Annotated in this window: 19 protein-coding genes; 14 read left to right on the top strand and 5 right to left on the bottom strand. The window is 56.3% G+C overall.

What is annotated here, in order from left to right; translation table 11 throughout:
- Positions 1 to 410 precede the first annotated feature (410 nt).
- The 5 genes from H3L92_RS00095 to H3L92_RS00075 all read left to right on the top strand — a co-directional run bounded on the left by H3L92_RS00095 (position 411) and on the right by H3L92_RS00075 (position 5338).
- Positions 411 to 1730: a DUF445 domain-containing protein gene (locus tag H3L92_RS00095; protein WP_085367184.1), complete on the top strand. Its 1320-nt coding sequence runs from the start codon at positions 411 to 413 to the stop codon at positions 1728 to 1730.
- 188 nt (positions 1731 to 1918) lie between these two features.
- Complete coding sequence (locus H3L92_RS00090; RefSeq protein WP_085367185.1) at positions 1919 to 3892, top strand: PhoX family protein; 1974 nt, start codon at positions 1919 to 1921, stop codon at positions 3890 to 3892.
- Positions 3893 to 4027: 135 nt separating this feature from the next.
- Positions 4028 to 4189: a helix-turn-helix domain-containing protein gene (locus tag H3L92_RS13525; RefSeq protein ID WP_249025255.1), complete on the top strand. Its 162-nt coding sequence runs from the start codon at positions 4028 to 4030 to the stop codon at positions 4187 to 4189.
- Between the two features lie 178 nt (positions 4190 to 4367).
- The gene (locus H3L92_RS00080; protein ID WP_245945445.1) at positions 4368 to 4541 is read left to right on the top strand and encodes a hypothetical protein; all 174 of its coding nucleotides are present in this window, start codon (positions 4368 to 4370) and stop codon (positions 4539 to 4541) included.
- Positions 4538 to 5338: an IS3 family transposase gene (locus H3L92_RS00075; RefSeq protein WP_085367140.1), complete on the top strand. Its 801-nt coding sequence runs from the start codon at positions 4538 to 4540 to the stop codon at positions 5336 to 5338. The genes H3L92_RS00080 and H3L92_RS00075 overlap by 4 nt, the downstream gene beginning before the upstream one ends.
- 77 nt (positions 5339 to 5415) lie before the next feature.
- Here the strand turns inward: H3L92_RS00075 and H3L92_RS00070 are convergent, their stop codons facing one another.
- From H3L92_RS00070 to H3L92_RS00060, 3 genes are all read right to left on the bottom strand, one after another.
- The gene (locus H3L92_RS00070) at positions 5416 to 6222 is read right to left on the bottom strand and encodes a M48 family metallopeptidase (protein WP_085365426.1); all 807 of its coding nucleotides are present in this window, start codon (positions 6220 to 6222) and stop codon (positions 5416 to 5418) included.
- A 277-nt stretch (positions 6223 to 6499) separates the two neighbouring features.
- A complete protein-coding gene (locus H3L92_RS00065) occupies positions 6500 to 7423 on the bottom strand; it encodes an SIMPL domain-containing protein (protein ID WP_245945444.1) in 924 nt (307 codons plus the stop codon).
- A 14-nt stretch (positions 7424 to 7437) separates the two neighbouring features.
- Positions 7438 to 8334, bottom strand: coding sequence for a LysR family transcriptional regulator (locus H3L92_RS00060; protein ID WP_085365425.1), 897 nt, complete (start codon positions 8332 to 8334; stop codon positions 7438 to 7440).
- A gap of 164 nt (positions 8335 to 8498) precedes the next feature.
- Between H3L92_RS00060 and hppD the strand changes: the two genes are divergently transcribed.
- From hppD to H3L92_RS00015, 9 genes are all read left to right on the top strand, one after another.
- Positions 8499 to 9578, top strand: a complete 1080-nt coding sequence (hppD, locus tag H3L92_RS00055; RefSeq protein WP_085365424.1) for a 4-hydroxyphenylpyruvate dioxygenase — start codon at positions 8499 to 8501, stop codon at positions 9576 to 9578.
- A gap of 77 nt (positions 9579 to 9655) precedes the next feature.
- Positions 9656 to 10201 (top strand): VOC family protein, encoded by a 546-nt coding sequence (locus H3L92_RS00050; protein WP_085365423.1) that lies wholly within the window; start codon positions 9656 to 9658, stop codon positions 10199 to 10201.
- Positions 10202 to 10354: 153 nt separating this feature from the next.
- On the top strand, positions 10355 to 11371 hold the full coding sequence (locus H3L92_RS00045; RefSeq protein WP_085365422.1) for a fumarylacetoacetate hydrolase family protein: 1017 nt from the start codon (positions 10355 to 10357) through the stop codon (positions 11369 to 11371).
- Positions 11372 to 11600: 229 nt separating this feature from the next.
- Positions 11601 to 13010 (top strand): Na+/H+ antiporter NhaC, encoded by a 1410-nt coding sequence (gene nhaC, locus H3L92_RS00040; protein ID WP_085365421.1) that lies wholly within the window; start codon positions 11601 to 11603, stop codon positions 13008 to 13010.
- 106 nt (positions 13011 to 13116) lie between these two features.
- Positions 13117 to 13758 (top strand): maleylacetoacetate isomerase, encoded by a 642-nt coding sequence (gene maiA / locus H3L92_RS00035; protein ID WP_085365420.1) that lies wholly within the window; start codon positions 13117 to 13119, stop codon positions 13756 to 13758.
- Positions 13759 to 13830: 72 nt separating this feature from the next.
- On the top strand, positions 13831 to 14529 hold the full coding sequence (locus tag H3L92_RS00030; protein ID WP_085365419.1) for a CoA transferase subunit A: 699 nt from the start codon (positions 13831 to 13833) through the stop codon (positions 14527 to 14529).
- Between the two features lies 1 nt (position 14530).
- Complete coding sequence (locus tag H3L92_RS00025; RefSeq protein WP_085365418.1) at positions 14531 to 15160, top strand: 3-oxoacid CoA-transferase subunit B; 630 nt, start codon at positions 14531 to 14533, stop codon at positions 15158 to 15160.
- Between the two features lie 55 nt (positions 15161 to 15215).
- Entirely contained in the window at positions 15216 to 16397 is a 1182-nt protein-coding gene (locus H3L92_RS00020) for an acetyl-CoA C-acetyltransferase (protein WP_085365417.1), read from the top strand.
- Positions 16398 to 16808: 411 nt separating this feature from the next.
- Positions 16809 to 17015 (top strand): hypothetical protein, encoded by a 207-nt coding sequence (locus H3L92_RS00015; RefSeq protein ID WP_143824315.1) that lies wholly within the window; start codon positions 16809 to 16811, stop codon positions 17013 to 17015.
- A 291-nt stretch (positions 17016 to 17306) separates the two neighbouring features.
- Here H3L92_RS00015 and dnaN read toward each other — a convergent pair whose 3' ends face one another.
- Positions 17307 to 18410: a DNA polymerase III subunit beta gene (gene dnaN, locus H3L92_RS00010; RefSeq protein ID WP_085365415.1), complete on the bottom strand. Its 1104-nt coding sequence runs from the start codon at positions 18408 to 18410 to the stop codon at positions 17307 to 17309.
- 19 nt (positions 18411 to 18429) lie between these two features.
- Positions 18430 to 19947, bottom strand: coding sequence for a chromosomal replication initiator protein DnaA (gene dnaA / locus H3L92_RS00005; RefSeq protein ID WP_085365414.1), 1518 nt, complete (start codon positions 19945 to 19947; stop codon positions 18430 to 18432).
- Positions 19948 to 20047: the final 100 nt, after the last annotated feature.

Below are 20047 nucleotides of genomic sequence, written 5' to 3'. Positions count from 1 at the left end.
TCTGAAAATGTTTTCAGACGGCCTCAGGCGTAGAAAAAGGCAGGCTTGTTCAAGCTTGCCGAAACCTTTGCAAAATTGTTCCCGCATACAATAAACACTCCCCTACCCAACCGCCCTATCCGCCCCAAATTACCCACGCCAACCGCCGAAAATATTGTGCGTATTCTGTGGATAACATTAAACCGCCGTTGAAATATAACGGAAAATTTAACATGCTTAAAATTTAAGCACCAAAGCAGACAATCCCGTGAACCTGTTTACCTGCGTGTGCATGGTTTGTGGATAAAACGCTTAAGCCCATTATTTTCCAAAAAAAAATCCAACTGCCTAAAAATTAAGCATTTCCACAAGCGTTTTATCCGCTGCGGCCGAAACGGTATAATCAAAACCACCGTATTCAGGAGGCCGCCATGCACACCTTGTCTGCCGAAGCCCGCACCAACAGGGCGAGGGCGCGTTTGAAAAAAAGCCGCCGCTGGGCCACGGGGCTGTTGCTGCTGGCCTGCGTGCTCTTTGCCGCATCGGCCGCTTATGTCAAACACTATCCCGCGCTCGGTTATGTGAAAGCCTTTGCCGAAGCGGCGATGGTGGGCGCGCTGGCCGACTGGTTCGCCGTTACCGCGCTGTTCCGCCACCCGCTGGGGCTGCCGATTCCGCACACCGCGATTCTGCCGCGCAACCAGCACCGCATTGCCGACGAACTGGGGCGGTTTATCGAAAACAATTTTTTGCAAGGCAGGCCGATTGCATTGCGCGTGTATCAGGCCGCGCCGAGCGAAAAACTGCTGGCGTGGCTGGCCCGGCCGCAAACCCGCGTCCAATGGCTGCCGTGGCTGGCCGCCCAACTGCCCGCGCTCTTCAAAGTGGCCAAACCCGAGCAAACCGCACGTTTTCTGGGTATGCTGCTGGCCGAACAATACAGCGGCGAAAGAATCGGCAAAACGCTTTCAGACGGCCTCAAGGCCCTGAAAGCGCAAGGTTTGCACGAAACGCTGTTTAACGCCGTGCTGAAACAGGCACGCCGCTGGCTGCAAGACCCCGAAACCCGTTTGCTGCTCGAACAAAACCTGCGCGAGTGGGCGGCCAAAATCGAAAGCGACGCACCGAGCGCCTGGGAAAAACTGAAAGCCTCGCTCAAAGGCACGCTGGTAGATAAAGTGGACGGCTGGGTGTCGGAAAAAGCCCTCGACTGGGCCGACGGCTATCTGGCCGCCGCGCTGGCCGACCCGAACCACCGTATCCACCGCAGCTTCAACGAGCAATACGACCGCATGGCCGACGCCCTGAGCCGTTCCCGCCTGTGGCACAAACGGCTGGAACAGGGAAAGATGCAGCTCGCCCAATCCCCCGCCGTGCGCGAAATGCTCGAAAAAAGCTGGCAGAGCCTGCAAACGTGGACGCAAAACGACGTGCAGAAAGCCGATTCGCTGTGGCTGGCGCAACTGAACAAACTGCTCGACCACATGATTGCGCAGGCGCAGCGCTACCCGCAGTTTATGCGCCGCACCGACGTACGCATTTCGCTGATGGTGCGCGATTTCGTGATGCGCTATAAAGACAAGGCGGCCCTGTTTGTGGCCGACAAGGTTAAAGGCTGGGACAGCTCGCAGATGGTGGAAAAACTGGAGCTGAGCGTCGGCCGCGATTTGCAGTTTATCCGCATCAACGGCACGCTGGTCGGCGGCCTGGTGGGGTTGGCGATTTACTGCGTGTCGCAATGGGTGTTTTAACCCGCCGTTGAAAACGCAACCCAAAGGCCGTCTGAAAGCAGCCGCACAATATTTCAGACGGCCTGAACAACTTGCAAAGGCTCCGGCCCATCCGTTAACACCGCTTTCACGTTTCGTCATCAAGTTTTCACACAAGCCCGATAAGCTCTCCTGCTGAACCCGAACAACCAGCAACGGAGCGTTTACCGATGAGCAAGCCCTACCTGATTAAAAACCGCCACGCCGACGACATCAGCAACACCAGCAGCAACCCGGCATTTTCCCAAGTGTTACAAGCCAAACTCTCGCGCCGCAGCCTGCTGCAAGGCAGCGCGGCCGCCGGCGCAGCTGCCGTTTTGCCCCTGGGTTTGCTGCAAAGCAGCGGCGCACAGGCAAAAACCGCCGCCTCATCTGCCCGCGCCCGCCGGCTGGGCTTCAAAAGCGTGCCGTTTTCCACGCAAGACACCGTAGTCGTGCCCGAAGGCTACACCGCCCGCGCCTTCTACAAATGGGGCGACCCCGTAGGCATTGCCGGCAAAATGCCCGCCTTCAAACCCGATGCCTCCAACAGCACACAGGAACAAGCCTATCAGGCCGGCATGCACCACGACGGCATGGCGTTCTTTCCGCTGCCGTTGGGCAGCAACCGCGCCGACCACGGCCTCTTGGCCATGAACCACGAATATATCGACAACGGCCTGCTGTTTCCCGACGGCACCGCCAACTGGGATTTGAACAAAGCCCGCAAAGGCCAAAACGCCATGGGCGTGTCGGTGGTTGAAGTGCGCCGCAGCGGCAACGGCTGGGAAATTGTGCGCCCGTCTGCCTACGCGCGCCGCATCACCGTCAACACCCCGATGAGCATCAGCGGCCCGGCACGCGGCCATGCCCTGATGAAAACCGCAGCCGATTCGCGCGGCACCACCGTATTGGGCACCATGCAAAACTGCGCCAACGGCAAAACCCCGTGGGGCACTTATCTGACCTGCGAAGAAAACTGGAGCGACATCTTCACCAAACCCTCCGGCAATATGACCGCACTGGAAAAGCGTTACGGTATCGGCCGCGAAGAAAAAGAATACCTGTGGAGCGGCGTTGACAACCGCTTCGACAGCGATAAAAACCCTAACGAAGCCAACCGCTTCGGCTGGGTGGTCGAAATCGATCCTTTCAACCCGCAATCCACCCCGCGTAAACACACTGCCCTGGGGCGCATCAAACACGAAGGCGCCGAAGTCACCATTACACCGGGCGGCCGTGTGGCCGTGTATATGGGCGACGACCAGCGCTTCGAATACATCTACAAATTCGTTTCGAAAAACACCTACCGCCCCGACAACGGCAACCGCACCCACAATATGAGCCTGCTGGAAGAAGGCACGCTGTATGTTGCCCGCTTCAATGCCGACGGCAGCGGCGACTGGCTGCCGCTGGTGTACGGCCAAAACGGCCTCACCGCTGAAAACGGTTTTGCCGACCAAGGCGAAGTATTGGTGAAAACCCGCATGGCTGCCGACCTGCTCGGCGCCACCAAAATGGACCGCCCCGAATGGATCAGCGCCGACCCGTTCGCCTCCGGCAGCCTCTACTGCACGCTCACCAACAATAACGAGCGCGGCAAAGAAGGCAAACCCGGCGCCGATGCCGCCAACCCGCGCAACGACAACCGCTTCGGCCACATCATCCGCTGGCAGGAAAAAGGCGGCGACGGCACGCAAACCGCCTTCACATGGGATATTCTGGTGCTGGCCGGCAACAAACAGGCCGCCAAAGCCGAGCACAAAGGCAACATCAAAGGCGACGATTTCGGCAGCCCCGACGGCTTATCGTTCGACCACCGCGGCGTGCTGTGGATTCAAACCGACGTTTCCTCATCAACCATCAACCAAAAAGAATACGCAGGCATGGGCAACAACCAAATGGTCGCCACCATCGTCGGCAGCGGCGAATACCGCCGCTTCCTCACCGCCCCCAGGGGTGCGGAAGTTACCGGCATCGCCTTCACGCCCGACAACAAAACCCTGTTTATCAACATCCAGCACCCCGGCGAACCGAGCGAAGGCTTGAGCGACCCGCACAACCCCAAAGCCGTTTCCTCCTGGCCCGACGGCCCCTCAGGCGGCAGACCGCGTGCTGCCACCGTGGTAATCACCAAAAACGACGGCGGGGTTATCGGCAGCTGATACCGGCGCAACCCGTTGAACACGCTTCACAATAACAGGCCGTCTGAAACTGTGAACGGCACCCCAAAAATTGGACACCCCCTCCAACTTTAAAAGGTGCAGTTTTCTTATGTCCAAATATAACCTACACTTCAAATACCGAGCCGTACTCCATTACCGCGCACCGCAGAGCACTTCAACGTCTCACGCACCCACCTGCGCCGTTGGATAGCCGCCTATCGGCAAGGCGGTATCGCCGCACTCCAACACCCGCAGGCTACGTTTATGAAGACTGAGATCTTTGCAAAATTCTTTTAGGCCGTCTGAAACATCCGATTATCGTCATTCCCGCGCAGGCGGGAATCCAGTCGTTTTTTTCATAAGTTATTGAAATAAAATACTTGATGGTTTTAAGGCTGGATTCCCGCCTGCGCGGGAATGACGGGATACGAACGTTTTCAGGTTTGAATTGGTTATTTTGCAAAGGTCTCAGACTATGAAGACCAAACGCAAAAACCCGTTTATCGTCGACAAACCCGACCACGAAAAAACCCAGGCGGAACTGATTGAAGAGTTACGTTACATGAGGGCGGAGAACGACTACCTAAAGCACATGAAAGCCCTCAACGAAAAGAACGCCGCCAAAGCTGCGAAACTGTTCAAACGTTGAGGGCGAAACACCCGCTGAAATATCTGCTGCACAGTGCCGGCATTCCCAAAAGCAGCTTTCATTACCATATCGGCAAAGCCGATCCCGATGCGGCGGCCAAAACCGCCGTGAGTGAAGTCTATCGCCGACACAAAGGCCGTTACGGTCATCGGCGGATTGCCGCCGTATTGTCGTGGAACAAAAAGAAAGTGCAGCGCATTATGGGTTTGTTGGGACTGAAAGCCAAAGTCCGCAGTAAAAAAGCCTACCGTCCGCAAGCAGTAGGAGAGGCTTCGGACAATATTCTCAATCGAGAGTTTACCGCTGGCAAACCGGCAGACAAATGGCCGACCGATGTGACGGAGTTTAAATGCACAGACGGGAAGCTGTACTTATCGCCGATATTGGATGTGTTTAATCGGGAGATTGTGGCCTATTCTTTAGGCCGCAGAGCAAACAGTAAAATGGTGGCGCAAATGTTGGACCAAGCATTCGGCCGTCTGAAAGGCCAAACGCCGCTGCTGCATTCCGACCAGGGTGTGCTTTACCGCACCGAGGCTTATCGAACGAAATTGGCTGAGAAAGGGATTGTGCAAAGTATGTCGCGCAAAGGTAATTGCTGGGACAATGCGCCGATGGAGAGTTTTTTCGGTACACTGAAAACGGAGAGTTTCTATCAGGAAGGTGCGCTGTCGGTGGCGGAGCTGACAGAGGTAATAGATGATTACATACATTACTACAATCATGAACGGATTAGTTTAAACTTGAAAAAGCTGAGTCCTGTCGGCTACAGAACCCAGCTTGAAAAGGCTGTTTGATAAAGATTCTTAACTTGTCCAAGTATTGGGGGACAGTTCACTGCTTTCAGACGGCCCAATGTTTACAAAACAAATATTCAGCGGCGGTTGCGTTCGTAAACCGGTATCACTTCCGGCAACATTTTGCGGATAGCCTCCATACGCGCATTGTTGGTGGGGTGCGACGAAGTGATGGCGTTCCAAGCGTTGTTGTTGTCGCTCACACGGTTCATTTTCTCCCACACCGAAACGGCGGCCTGCGGGTTGTAGCCCGCTTCCGCCATCAGGCGCACGCCGAGGGCGTCGGCTTCGCGCTCCTGGCTGCGCGAGAACGGCATATTCACGCCGTATTGGCTCAAAAGATCGGAAGAGAGGCCGATGGCATCGCTGCTGATGCCGGTGCTGGCGGCCACAATCGAACCGCCGACATTGGCCGCCAAGCCGGTTAACACCTGCTGGCCGATGGCTTTTTTGCTGTGTTCGAGCAAAGCGTGCGCCATTTCGTGGCCGACTACGGCGGCGATTTCGTCGTTGCTCAGTTTCAGGCGGTCAACCATGCCGGTGTACATCGCCATTTTGCCGCCGGGCATCGCCCAAGCGTTCAGCTCGTTGGATTTGATCACGCTCATCTGCCAGTTGAACGCCACGCCGGTTTGGTTGGCGCGCTCGGCATGGGGGCGCAGGCGGTTAAACACGCTGTGGATGCGGCGCGAGGTTTGCGAAGTGGTGTCGAGCACCTGTTTGCTGCGCGCCTGCTGCATCACCTGGCCGTAGCTTTTGGCCGCGCTTTCGTTGAGGGTGTTGCTGTCGTAGCCCACCATATCGGCCACCGAGGTGCAGCCGGCCAGAGCGGCGGCCAGGGTTGCGGCGGCAATTGCAGAACGTAAGGGGAAAGCTTTTTTCATCGGAATATCCCTGTTTGTTTAAACGGATAAAATCAATATTTTTCAGACGGCCTAGGTCGTGTAGTCAGAATGCTTGCGAAGCGGTTTTTTGAGGAAAAATCCGCAGATGCAAGGCAAAAAGCACAGCAAGATTGAACATCTTGCGGGCATTTTAGCTTTGCAAGTCCGCTACGCTACCTAACGCCGCAGGTGCGGATTTTAACCAAAAATACCGCCGCAACGCTTTCTGACTACACGACCTAATTATATATAAGGCCGTCTGAAAACACTGCAACCACTACATCTGTATCGTGCCGCGCACGGTGATGCTCACTTCTTCGGTGCCCGGGCTGGTGTGTTCCGGCACGGGGGCGGATTCGGCGGTTGCGGCTTTGGCGGCACGCATCGCTTGCACGCCGTTGTCGATCGAGCGGTTGCCGATTTGGCCGAAGTTCAAACGCACGATTTTATAGTTGCGGAAACCCATGGCTTTGGTGAGCGAGGCGGCGCGGTCTTTAAAGCGGGTTAAAGCGGCTTTGCTCACTTCGTCCAACGCGTCTTGGCGGTTTTGTTTCGACACCTTGAACGTGAGGCTTTCCAGATTGGCATCTTTTTGGCTCTCGGCAATCAGCTTGTTGAGGGCTTCGAAGTTTTTGCTTTCCACCTGCACCACCGCCTGCTCTTCCCAGCCGGTTTGCGTGCGCTTGCCTTTGCTGTCGTATTCGTAACGGGGCGAAGCGCTGCGGTGCAGCAATTCGGATTTAAACGGCGAAGCCGAGGCTTTGCGGGTAACGTTGTTGAGTTTTTTCACAAAATTGCCGCTCACGGTTTCGCGGTTGCGGCCTTCTTCATGCACATGCAGGCGCGCCGTCATGGTGTCGCGCAGAAGCTCGACACTGGCGCTTTCGGAAAACTCGACCACATTGTAATGAAGTGTTTCGGCAGAAACGGGCAGTGCGCTGCCGAGCAGAACGGTTAGCAGCGCAACGGGTTTCAATAGGGTTTTCAGCATGGTTTTGGCCTTTGCGGTGAAAGCATTACGGTAATCTGGCAAAAAAGGCGGCACGGGTTGGCGCGATGCCGCCGCAATGCTTGGAACACTATCATTTTTCGGCGTGTTTTCAAACTGTTTTTTGCCGAGCGACCGAAACGGGCAGTCGGGCGGCGGCGCGGGCGGTGGTTTGCTGCCCACCGCTTCTGGGGAAAACCGCTTCGCAAGCATTCTGACTACACGCCTTAAAATGCCGTTTCGGCATAAGCGGCCACAAAGTTGCTGAGGGTTTGCGCCGCTGCTGAAAGCGAACGGTGGCGGCGCCGGTAAAGATAAAAGCGCCGCTCGGCCTGCGGCCGGTTTAACAGCCGCATCTCCAGCCCGTGCTGGCGCACCCAGTCGGCGGCGTAAGGCAGGCAGAACGTGATGCCCAACCCCGCTTTCACCATACCCAGCGCGGTGGAAAGAAAATTCACACGGTGGGCGGGGTGCAGAATATAACTTGCCGCATCGGCCGAAAGCCCGGCGGCCAAGCGGTCGGTGAACGGGCCGCTGAGCGTAATCAGGGTTTCGCCCGCCAAATCCGCCCAAGTAACATCGGCCTGACCGGCCAAGCGGTGGCTGGGCGGCATCACCAGATAAAAAGGCAGCGTGCACAATAGCTCCGATTCGATGTCGCTGCCGTGGCTGCGCTCGGGGCCGATGCCGAAATCGGCTTCGTTGTCTTCCACGCGCTGCAACACTTGTTCGACGCTGCAATCAATCAGGCCGACGCGGATATCGGGGTATTCGCGGTTGAATGCCGCAATCAGCGAGGGCATGGCGGAAGCGGCCAGCTGCTGCGACACGGCAATTTTCACCTGCCCCTGCCTGAGGTTTTTCAGATGGCGCACTTCGGTGTCGAGCAGCGCTACTTCGTTGAAAATGCGCTGTGCCTGCGGCAGCAGGCGGCTGCCCGCTTCCGACAAATGCAGCTGGCGGGTGGTGCGGTCGAACAGTTTCACTTCCAAATTCTGCTCAAGCTCTTTAATCAGGCCGCTGAGTGCCGACTGGGTCAGGTTAAGGGCTTCGGCGGCACGGGTAAAGCTGCCGCAGTCGGCCACGGTGATGAAAGCCTTGAGTTGGCGCAATGTGATATTCATCGCCTTTTCCGATAAATCAATCATAAAAAACTGATTGTCTCACAAATCGCAGCCATTTTATTATGATGGCAAGTTCCGATTGCTGGAATACAAAAATTTCTTGCAAGGTTCAAACGGCATACTTTGCCGCCGCAGAAACCGACAACAATCTACGGAGAAATACGATGGCTGATTTGTTCGACAACCCCATGGGCCTGTGCGGTTTCGAGTTTGTGGAATTCGCTTCGCCCGAGCCGGATGTTTTGGAGCCTTTGTTTGAAAAAATGGGCTTCTCATTGGTGGCGCGCCACCGCTCGAAAGATGTGCTGCTCTACCGCCAGGGCGAGATTAATTTTATCGTGAACCGCGAGCCGAAAAGCGAAGCGGCTTATTTTGCCGCCGAGCACGGCCCTTGCGCCTGCGGCATGGCTTTTCGCGTGCGCGATGCGCATCAGGCTTACCAGCGCGCGCTGCAATTGGGCGCGAAACCCATCGACATCCCCACTTCGGTGATGGAGCTGCGCCTGCCCGCCATCAAGGGCATCGGCGGTGCGCCTCTCTATCTGATAGACCGCTTTGAAGAAGGCAGATCGATTTACGACATCGATTTCGAGTTTCTGCCCGATGTAGAGCGCAAACCTTTCGGTTACGGCCTGAAAATCGTCGACCACCTCACCCACAACGTTTACCGCGGCCGCATGGATTATTGGGCCAAGTTCTACGAAAAACTGTTTAATTTCCAAGAAATCCGCTATTTCGACATCAAAGGCGAATACACCGGCCTCACCAGCCGCGCGATGACCGCGCCCGACGGTTTAATCCGCATTCCGCTCAACGAAGAAGCCAAGCAGGGCGGCGGCCAGATTGAAGAATACCTGATGCAGTTCGGCGGCGAAGGCATCCAGCACATCGCGCTGTTGAGCGACGATTTGCCCGCCACCATTGATCAATTGCGCGCCGCCGGCATTCCGCTGATGACTGCCCCGAAAGACACTTATTACGAGATGCTCGAAGAGCGCCTGCCCGGCCACGGCGAACCGGTGGCCGAGCTGCAATCGCGGGGCATTCTGCTGGACGGCACCACCGAAGGCGGCCAGCCGCGCCTCTTGCTGCAAATTTTTTCCGAAACCCTGCTGGGGCCGGTGTTTTTCGAGTTTATCCAGCGCAAGGGCGACTACCGCGAGGGCTTCGGCGAAGGCAATTTCAAGGCTTTGTTCGAATCGCTGGAGCGCGACCAAATCCGCCGCGGGGCGTTGGAAGTATAAAAACAAAAAATGCGTTTTTCAGACGGCCTGCAAACCGAACAGGCCGTCTGAAACGCCGAAAGCAAAGGAGCAACATCATGGCTTTACTTCAAGGTGTGCACCATGTGGCCTACCGCTGCAAAGATGCCAAAGAAACCGTTGAATGGTATCAAAAGCATCTGGATATGGACTTTGTGTTGGCGATTGCCGAAGACAAAGTGCCCTCAACCGGCGAGCCTGATCCTTATATGCATATTTTTCTGGATATCGGCGGCGGCAATATTCTGGCCTTTTTCGAATTGCCCACCCAACCGGAAATGGGGCGCGACCCCAACACGCCGCTGTGGACGCAGCATCTGGCTTTGAAAGTGGACAGCATGGAAACGCTGCTGCAAACCAAAGAGCGGCTGATTGCCGGCGGCGTGGACGTGCTGGGCCCGGTTAACCACACGCTGTTTCACTCGATTTATTTCTTCGACCCCAACGGCCACCGCATCGAATTGGCCTGCGACGTTACCACGCCGAAAATGAGCCGTGCGCTGGATAAGGTGAAATGGGAAATGCTTAACGAATGGGCTGAAACCAAACGCGCCCCGCAGCACGCCCGCTGGATACACGACGGCACCGAGCCGCCGGAGGTATAGCGGATTAACTTACTTTCGCTACGGCTTGCTGCCTTGTATCGAAAGTAATTGAATCCGCTATATAACGATTTTCCGAATCATACCGATTGTGTTCAGACAGGCGTTCAGGCCGTCTGAAACCTAACATGATATGTAAAGCCAACAGGAGCAAATATGAAATTAGCCACATTGAAACAAGGCGGGCGCGACGGCCGTTTGGCAGTAGTGAGCCGTGATTTGAGCCGTTATGCGCTGCCCGAAATTTTCACCCTGCAAGAGGCTTTGGACGATTGGGATCAGGCTCAAGGCCGTCTGAAAGCCTTATACGACGAATTGAACGCCGATGGCGGCAAAGGCGAACCGTTTGATCCCGGGCAATGCCATTCGCCGCTGCCGCGCGCCTACCAATGGGCGGACGGTTCGGCCTATCTGAACCATGTGGAATTGGTGCGCAAGGCGCGCCATTCCGAAGTGCCCGCTTCGTTTTACCACGACCCCCTGATGTATCAGGGCGGCTCCGACAGCTTTATCGGCCCGCGCGACGAGATTTTCGCCCAACCCGAATGGGGCATTGATTTTGAAGCCGAAGTGGCGGTGGTGAGCGGCGATTTGAAACAAGGCGCCACGCCCGAAGAGGCGGCCCAAGCCATCCGTTTGGTGATGCTGGTGAACGACGTTTCGCTGCGCGGCCTGATTCCCGACGAATTGGCCAAAGGCTTCGGCTTTTTCCAAAGCAAACCGGCCAGCGCCTTCAGCCCGGTGGCGGTAACGCCCGACGAATTGGGTGATGCTTGGCGGGACAGCAAAGTACACCTGCCGCTGCGCGTTACCTTAAACGGCAATCTGTTCGGCTACCCCAACGCCGGCCAAGACATGACCTTCAACTTCGGCCAACTGCTCGCCCACATCACCAAAACCCGCGATGCGGAAGCCGGCACCATCGTCGGTTCGGGCACCGTTTCCAACAAGCAAAACGACCTCTACGGCTCGTCGGTGGAACACGGCGGCGTGGGTTACTGCTGCTTGGCCGAAGTGCGGATGTACGAAACTATCGAGAGCGGCAAGCCGCAAACGCCGTTTATGGATCACGGCGACGTGGTGGAGGTGGAAATGCTCGATGCAAACGGCAACAATATTTTCGGCACCATCATCAACCGCGTAAACACGCAGTATTATAGTGAATTCAAATAAAAACTCCGAAATGAAATAACTGCATTCAAACTTGCAATTGGGCGATATGCTAAAGAATCGTTTTACCCTACTTCGGCATTCTTATTTTAATCCACTATAAAAACAGGCCCGAAGGCCGTCTGAAAACACGGGCTTCGCTTTCAGACGGCCTTCAGGCAACTTTCCGCACGGCATATAAAAAGGATAAGATGCAACTGTTTCGTTTAACCACACACAAAGGATGAGGAAAATGAGCGAACCTTTAACCATAACCACCATGCGCCCGCGCGAGGCGTTGCTGATTTCAATCTTGATTGTGGCGGTGATGGGCGTCACCATGATCGGTTTCGGCTGGGTGCCTCATATTTCGATTGTTTTGGTGATGTGCGGCCTGTTTGCCTACGGCAGGTTTAAAGGCGCGGGCTTCGACGCGATGCAAAAAAGCATGGCCGAAGGCGTGGTGTCGGGCATCGGCGCGATTTATCTGTTTTTCTATATCGGCCTCTTGGTGGCGGCGCTGATGATGTCGGGCGCGATTCCCACCCTGATGTATTACGGTTTCGACCTGATTTCGCCGCATTTTTTCTATATTTCGGCGTTTGTGCTCTGCTCGGTTATCGGCATTTCGCTGGGCAGCGGTTTCACCACCTGCGCCTCCGCCGGCGTGGCCTTTTTGGGCATGACCGAAGCGTTTGACGCCAACCCTGCTATCGTGGCCGGCGCAGTGGTTTCGGGCGCGCTCTTCGGCGACAAAATGTCGCCCCTGTCCGACACCACCACCATCGCCGCCTCGATTGTGGGCGTGGATCTGTTCGACCACATCCGCAACATGATGTTCACCACCATTCCCGCCTGGATATTGACCGCCGTTTTTCTGTGGCTGCTCACCGGCAACGTGGCCGACGCCGATTTGTCGAACATCGCCGCCATGCAGCAGCAACTGGTGGCCAGCGGCCTCGTGCACGGCTATGCCTTATTGCCGTTTGCGGTGCTGATTGTGCTGGCGGTGCGCAAAGTCAACGCCATCTATACCATCATCGCCACCATTTTCACCGCCATCGCCGTTACCTATATCCACAGCAGCCCCACGCTGGGGCAACTGGGCGGCTGGTTTTTCAGCGGCTACAAACCGGCCGAAGGGCTGGATTTGGGCACCGTGGGCAAACTGGTGTCGCGCGGCGGCATGGAAAGCATGTTTTTCAGCCAAACCATCGTCATTCTCGCCTTGAGTTTGGGCGGCCTGCTGCAAGGTTTGGGCGTGCTGCCCGCCTTGCTTGCCGGCGTTACCCACCTGCTCACCGGCGTGGGCCGCGCCACCGCTGCGGCTGCCGCCACCGCCTTCGGCATCAATTTTTTAATCGGCGAACAATATTTGAGCCTGCTGCTCACCGGCAACACTTTCAAGCCGCTGTATGAGCGCCTGAACCTGCACCCGCGCAACCTTGCCCGCACCATCGAAGATTCGGGCACGGTGATTAACCCGCTGGTGCCGTGGGGCGTGTACGGCGTGTTTCTCGCCGGCATCCTCGGCGTGCCGGTGGTGGATTATGTGCCCTATGCCTTCTTCTGCTATTTAAGCCTGATCCTCACCCTGATTTACGGCTTCACCGGCTTTACCATCAGCCGGCTGCCGCAGGAGCAACGGGAGCAGGCGCACTGACCCGGCTGCCGCACCGGCCGTCTGAAAACCGGCGGAAGCGGTGTGCAACCCGCAACCGCTTTCCGTTTCAGACGGCCTGATACCTTTCTCTCCAAGAGGAATCATGATGAAGCTGTTTTCTTATTTCCGCAGCTCCGCCTCTTACCGGGTGCGGATTGCATTGAATCTGAAAAAAATACCCCACGAAACGGATTTCGTGCATCTGCTGAAAAACGGCGGCCAACAGCGCGGCGAGGCGTATGCGGCTTTAAACCCACAAAAACTGGTGCCCGCGCTGGCCACGGAAGAAGGCGTGTTCACCCAATCGCTCGCCATCATCGAATACCTCGAAGAAACCCGTCCCGAACCGCCGCTGCTGCCGGCCGCCGCCGCCGAACGCGCCCGCGTGCGCGCCATTGCACAGCTGATGGCCTGCGACATCCACCCGCTCAACAACCTGCGCGTGCTGCAATACCTGCAAAACCACCTGCAAGCCGACGAAGCTGTAAAAAACGCCTGGTATGCCCATTGGATCAACGAAGGCTTCGGCGCATTGGAACAACTCTTGCAATCGCCGCAAACCGGCCGCTTCTGCCACGGCAACACCCCCACGCTGGCCGACTGCTTCCTAGTGCCGCAAGTGTATAACGCCCAACGCTTCAAGGTGGATTTGGGCGCCTATCCCGAAATCAGCCGCATCAACGCCGAATGTATGCGCCTGCCCGAATTTGCCGCCGCCGCGCCGGAAAACCAACCCGATGCAGAATAACCAGGCCGGGCAGGCCGTCTGAAAACTTTTCAGGCAGGCATACCCGAACACAAAAATATTCAGGAGAAAACCATGAGCAAACTCTACCCCACCGCCCAAGCCGCCCTTGAAGGCGTGGCGGCAAGCGGCCAAACCGTTGCCGTAGGCGGCTTCGGCCTGTGCGGCATTCCCGAGGCACTGATCGCCGCCCTGCGCGACAGCGGCGTCAAAAATCTCACCTGCATCAGCAACAACGCCGGAGTCGACGGCTTCGGCCTCGGCCTGTTGCTCGAAACCCGCCAGATCAAAAAAATGATCGCCTCTTATGTGGGCGAAAACAAAGAGTTCGAGCGCCAGTTTTTAGCGGGCGAACTGGAGGTGGAACTCACCCCGCAGGGCACGCTGGCCGAAAAACTGCGCGCGGGCGGCGCGGGCATTCCCGCCTTTTTCACCAAAACCGGCGTCGGCACCTTAGTGGCCGAAGGCAAGGAAACACGCGAATTCAACGGTGAAGAATATGTGTTGGAGCACTCGCTCACCGCCGATGTTGCGCTGGTGAAAGCGTGGAAAGCCGACCCGTCCGGCAACCTGGTGTTCCGCAAAACCGCGCGCAACTTCAACCCCGACGTGGCCACCGCCGGCCGCATCACCATCGTTGAAGTGGAAGAATTGGTGGAAACCGGCGCGCTCGACCCCGACCACATCCACCTGCCCGGCATCTATGTGCACCGCATCGTGGTGAATGCCACCCCCGAAAAACGCATCGAACAACGCACCGTCAGAGAGGCATAACATGGCTTGGACACGCGAACAAATGGCGCAGCGCGCCGCAAAAGAGCTGCAAGACGGCTTTTATGTCAACCTCGGCATCGGCCTGCCCACGCTGGTGGCCAACTATATTCCCGCCGGCGTCAACGTGATGCTGCAATCCGAAAACGGCCTGCTCGGCATCGGTGCGTTTCCCACCGAGGGCGAAATCGACGCCGATTTGATCAATGCCGGCAAACAAACCGTTACCGCCGCCCCCGGCGCCAGCTTTTTTTCCAGCTCGCAATCGTTTGCCATGATACGCGGCGGCAAAGTGAACCTGGCGATTCTGGGCGCAATGGAAGTATCGGAGCAAGGCGATCTGGCCAACTGGATGATTCCGGGCAAAATGGTCAAAGGTATGGGCGGCGCGATGGATTTGGTGGCCGGCGTGCAGCGTGTGATCGTGCTGATGGAACACACCGCCAAAGGCGGCGCGTTCAAAATCAAACCGCAATGCGAACTGCCGCTCACCGGCAAAAAAGTGGTACACCGCATCATCACCGATTTGGGCGTGCTCGATGTAACTTCAGACGGCCTCAAACTGGTGGAGCTGGCCGACGGCGTGAGCTTTGAAGAGCTGCAAAACCAAACCGGCGTGAAGGTATTGCCGTAACCCGTTTTGTGCCGAAACAACGTTCAGACGGCCTTTGCCCAGAAAGGAAAAAAACATGAACCAAGAAATCGTTATCGTGGCCGCCAAGCGCACCCCGATTGGCAGCTTTGCAGGCAGCCTTTCCACCCTGCGCGCGCCCGAACTGGGTGCGGCGGTTATCAAAGAGTTGTTGGCCGAAACCAAACTGGCGCCCGAACAAATCAGCGAAGTGATTATGGGCAACGTGCTCACCACCGGCGTGGGGCAAAACCCCGCCCGCCAGGCCGCGCTGCTGGCCGGCCTGCCTGTGGAAACCCCCGCAACCACCGTCAACGTGGTGTGCGGTTCCGGCCTGAAAGCCGTGCAGATGGCCGCACAGGCCGTTGCCTGCGGTGATGCCGAAATCGTGATTGCCGGCGGGCAGGAATCCATGTCGCAAAGCCCGCACTTTATCCAAATGCGCGGCGGCGTAAAAATGGGCGACGCCAAGCTCACCGACAGCATGGTTTCAGACGGCCTCACCGACGTCTATCACGGCTATCACATGGGCATCACGGCGGAAAACATTGCCGAACGGCTCGCCATCACGCGCGAAGCGCAAGACGCTTTCGCCTTGGCCTCGCAACACAAGGCCGCTGCCGCCCGTGCCGAAGGCCGGTTCGCCGCCGAAATCACCCCCGTAACCGTGCCGCAACGTAAGGGCGAGCCGCTGGTTGTCGCTGCCGACGAATACATCAAAACCGACAGCACCGCTGAAAAACTGGCCGCACTGCGCCCCGCATTCAAACAAAACGGCACGGTTACCGCCGGCAACGCCTCGGGCATCAACGACGGCGCCGCCGCCGTGGTGGTGATGAGTGCCACAAAAGCCGCCGAACTGGGCTTAGAGCCGCTGGCCGCTATCCGCGCTTATGCCGCCACCGGCATCGCCCCCGAAGTCATGGGGCTGGGGCCGGTGGGTGCGGTGCAGAAAACGCTGGCGAAAGCCGCCTGGCAGATTGGCGAAGTTGATCTGTTCGAGGCTAACGAAGCCTTTGCCGCACAGGCTTTGGGCGTGGTGCAGCAGCTGGAGCTGCCTCCTGAAAAAGTGAACGTGAACGGCGGCGCGATTGCACTTGGTCACCCTATCGGCTCATCTGGCTGCCGCATTTTGGTCACGCTGCTGCACGAAATGAACCGCAGCGGCAAAAGCAAAGGCGTAGCCGCCTTATGCGTAGGCGGCGGCATGGGCTTGGCCGTGGCGGTTGAACAGGTTTGACGGCCACCCGCAGCAACGCCGTGGCAAACGCCGTTTCCCGGGCTTTTGCAAAACCTGCCCGGTTCAGGCCGAAACCTTTGCGAAAATACGTTTTAATCCTGAACCTATTTAATTTTTTTGTCATACACAGGCTGAGACCTTTGCAAAATTCAAATTGCTATCTAAAAAATCTGAACTCCGTCATTCCCGCGTAGGCGGGAATCCAGACGCTTGGCATCTAAGTATTTGTTTAATCAATGCTTCAATATTCCCATCTGGATTCCCGCCTACGCGGGAATGACGGAATCTAAGCATTTCAGACGGCCTTAAGGTATTTTTGCAAAGGTCTCAGGCTTAGCCCGGGTATCTGTTATTTCTTTTGAAACAAAAAGATGCCAGGGCCAATCCCGGGCATGATGCAGAGATTTGAAGATGCTGAAAAGAATTTTGCAAAAGTCTCAGGCCGAGGCTTTTGCAAGTCGTTTAGGCCGTCTGAAACATCTGATTATCGTCATTCCCGCACAGCGGATTTGCGAAGCTAATGACGAAACACAAACGTTTTCGGGTTTGAATTGGCTTCTTGCCAAAACAGCAGACCGAGACCTTTACAAAAAAGCCGTTTTAATCCCGAATGTATGATATAGTGAATTCAAATAAAAACTCCGAAATGAAATAACTGCATTCAAACTTGCAATTGGGCGATATGCTAAAGAATCGTTTTACCCTACTTCGGCATTCTTATTTTAATCCACTATATTTCGTCATACTCGGGCTTGACCCGAGTATCTCTTTTTCTTCTAAAACAAACAGATGCCCGGATCAAGCCCGAGCATGACGCAAGTGTTTTAAGGTGCCTAAAAGAATTTTGCAAAGGTATCAGGCCGTCTGAAAAACATTTTTCAGACGGCCTGTTTGTTTACTGCAAAAACATCAGATGCGCATCGGCATCACGATATATTTGAAGTTCGGGTTGTTCGGAATGGTAAACAGCGTCGAACGGTTGGCATCGCCGAACGCCAGCTGCATATCGTCGGCATGAACGTTGCGCAGCACGTCCATCAGATAACCGATGTTGAAGCCCACTTCCAGCTCTTCGCCCTGATAGGCGATTTCCAATTCTTCGCGCGCTTCTTCCTGCTCGTTATTGCTGCACACCACGCTCAGCAGGCCGGGGCGCAACAGCAGGCGGGCGCCGCGGAATTTTTCGTTGGCCAAAATGGCGGCGCGCTCCAGCGCACCGAGCAATTGGGTGCGACCCACCAGAAAGATTTTGTCGTTGTCCAGCGGAATCACGCGGTTGAAATCGGGAAACTTGCCGTCCACCACCTTGCTCACGATAACGGTGTCGTTGCAGCGGAAACGCACCTGGTTGTTAAGCAGCTCCACGGTAATCGGTTCGGCAGGATGGTTCAGCAGCTTGAACAGCTCCAGCACGGTTTTGCGCGGCAGAATCACTTCGGCTTTGGGCAGGTCGGCATCGATGGTGGTGCAGGAATAGGCCAGGCGGTGGCCGTCGGTGGCAACGAGGCGCAGTTGGTCGCCTTCCACCTGCATCAAAAGGCCGTTAAGGTAATAGCGGATATCTTGCACGGCCATGCTGTATTGTACTTGCGAGAGCATGTTTTTAAAGGCTTCCTGCGGCAGCGAGAAAGCGGCGCTCACGTCTTCGCCCACGCTCATCAGCGGGAAATCTTCGGCAGGCAGGGTTTGCAGAGCGAAACGGGATTTGCCGGCTTTGAGGGTGAGGCGGTTCTGCGCCCAATCCAGCGCCACCAGCGAGCCTTCGGGCAGCGCACGCAGGATGTCCTGCAATTTTTTGGCGTTGGTGGTCACGCGGAAATCTTCGGCCTCGCTGTGGGGGCCGGAGGTGTTAATCTGGATTTCCAAATCGGTTGCCAGAATATTGGTTTGCCCGTGCACGTTTTCGAGCAATATGTTCGACAGAATCGGCAGTGTGTGGCGGCGTTCGACGATGCCGGTTACCGCTTGCAGCGGCTTGAGCAAGGCATCGCGTTCGGCTTGTAAAATCAACATGGTTATCCCTTCAGGCTCTTCAGTTTTGGATAATGATCAACAGTTTTTCGTAATCTTGGGCTAATTCCGGGTCTTCTTCGCGCAGCTTGGCCACCGCTTTCACGCCGTGCATCACGGTGGTGTGGTCGCGCCCGCCGAACGCGTCGCCGATATTGGGCAGGCTCAGGTTGGTCAGTTCTTTGGTCAGGCTCATCGCCACCTGACGCGGGCGGGCAATGTTGCGGGTGCGCTTCTTGCCGAGTATATCACTGATTTTTATACGGTAATATTTTGCCGTGGCATCAATAATCAAATCGGCGGTAATCACTTTATACGAGCTGGCCACGATGTCTTGCAGAGCGTTGCGCGCCAAATCGATATCGATCGGTTTTTTCAGAAAACGGCTGCTGGCGCTCACACGGTTGAACGCGCCTTCGAGTTCGCGCACGTTCGACCTGATCAGGTTGGCGATAAAAAAGGCGGCGTCTTCGTTGAGGGCCACGCCTGCGGCTTCGGCTTTTTTCTGCAAAATCGCCACGCGCATTTCCAATTCGGGCGGTTCCAGCTCTAAGGTCAAACCCCATGAAAAACGCGATTTCAGGCGCGCATCCATGTCTTCGATTTGGGTGGGCAGCACGTCGCAGGTTAAAATCAGCTGCTTTTTCTTGTTATGGAAGTGATTGTAAAGATAGAAGAATTCTTCCATCGTGCGGTCTTTGCCCTTGATAAACTGAATATCGTCGATAATCAGCAGGTCGTATTGCTTGTATTGCTGTTTGAATACATCGTAGCTGTTGGTGCGCACGGCGTTCATAAAGCTGCGCACATAATCGTCGGAGTGCATATAGCGCACTTTGGCATCGGGTTTGTTTTTCAACAACTCGTTGCCGATGGCCTGCACCAGGTGGGTTTTGCCCAAACCCGTGCTGCCGTAAAGGAAAAACGGGTTGTAGCCCTGCCCCGGGTTTTCGGCTATCGACTGGGCGGCGGCGGCGGCAATGCGGTTGCCTTTGCCTTCCACCAGCGTGTCGAAAGTATAGTCGGGCGACAGATTGGTTTGGCTGTGGTGCGTTTCGCCCTGCGCGCGTGCGGGCTGGCTGCGCGCCGTTTCGCTTTTGGGTTTGGCCGCCGGTTTGGCTTCCGTTTCGGCGGCAGGCCTGGGTTGCCCGCCGTCGGGCGGCAGCTGCTTCATGCGTTCGGCCACGATGTCGCGTGCGCTTTTCTTCGGCGTGGCTTTGGCGGCGGCCTCTTTTTTTTCAGACGGCCCGGCCGCACCGCGGCCGTCTGAAACGCTTGGCGCCATGGCATAAGCCTGCCCCTTGCCGGTTTTAAACAGCAACGCGGGCATATCGGGCGCCAGCTCGGCTCGGGCGGCTTCGATGGCGGCGGCGAAACTGTTTTTCAACATATTGACGGCAAACTGGTTTTTGCCATACACCACCCACACGCCGTTTTCTTCGCCTACGGTTAACGGCGCAACCCAGGTTTGAAACTGTTGCACCGGCAAGGTGTCGTGTAGGCGGCGCAAACAGTGCGGCCAAAATTCTGCAAGCGTCATGTCAGGTGCCCGATTATAGCGGTTTTATACAAAACAAATAATGCGAACGCGTTCCGGCAGATACCACACCCGTGCAGCCCCGCAAACGAAACACTTTCGA

Source organism: Neisseria dentiae, assembly GCF_014055005.1.
Taxonomy (GTDB): domain Bacteria; phylum Pseudomonadota; class Gammaproteobacteria; order Burkholderiales; family Neisseriaceae; genus Neisseria; species Neisseria dentiae.
Note: the sequence above shows the minus strand (reverse complement) of the source record. Positions and strands in the feature narration are given on the sequence as shown.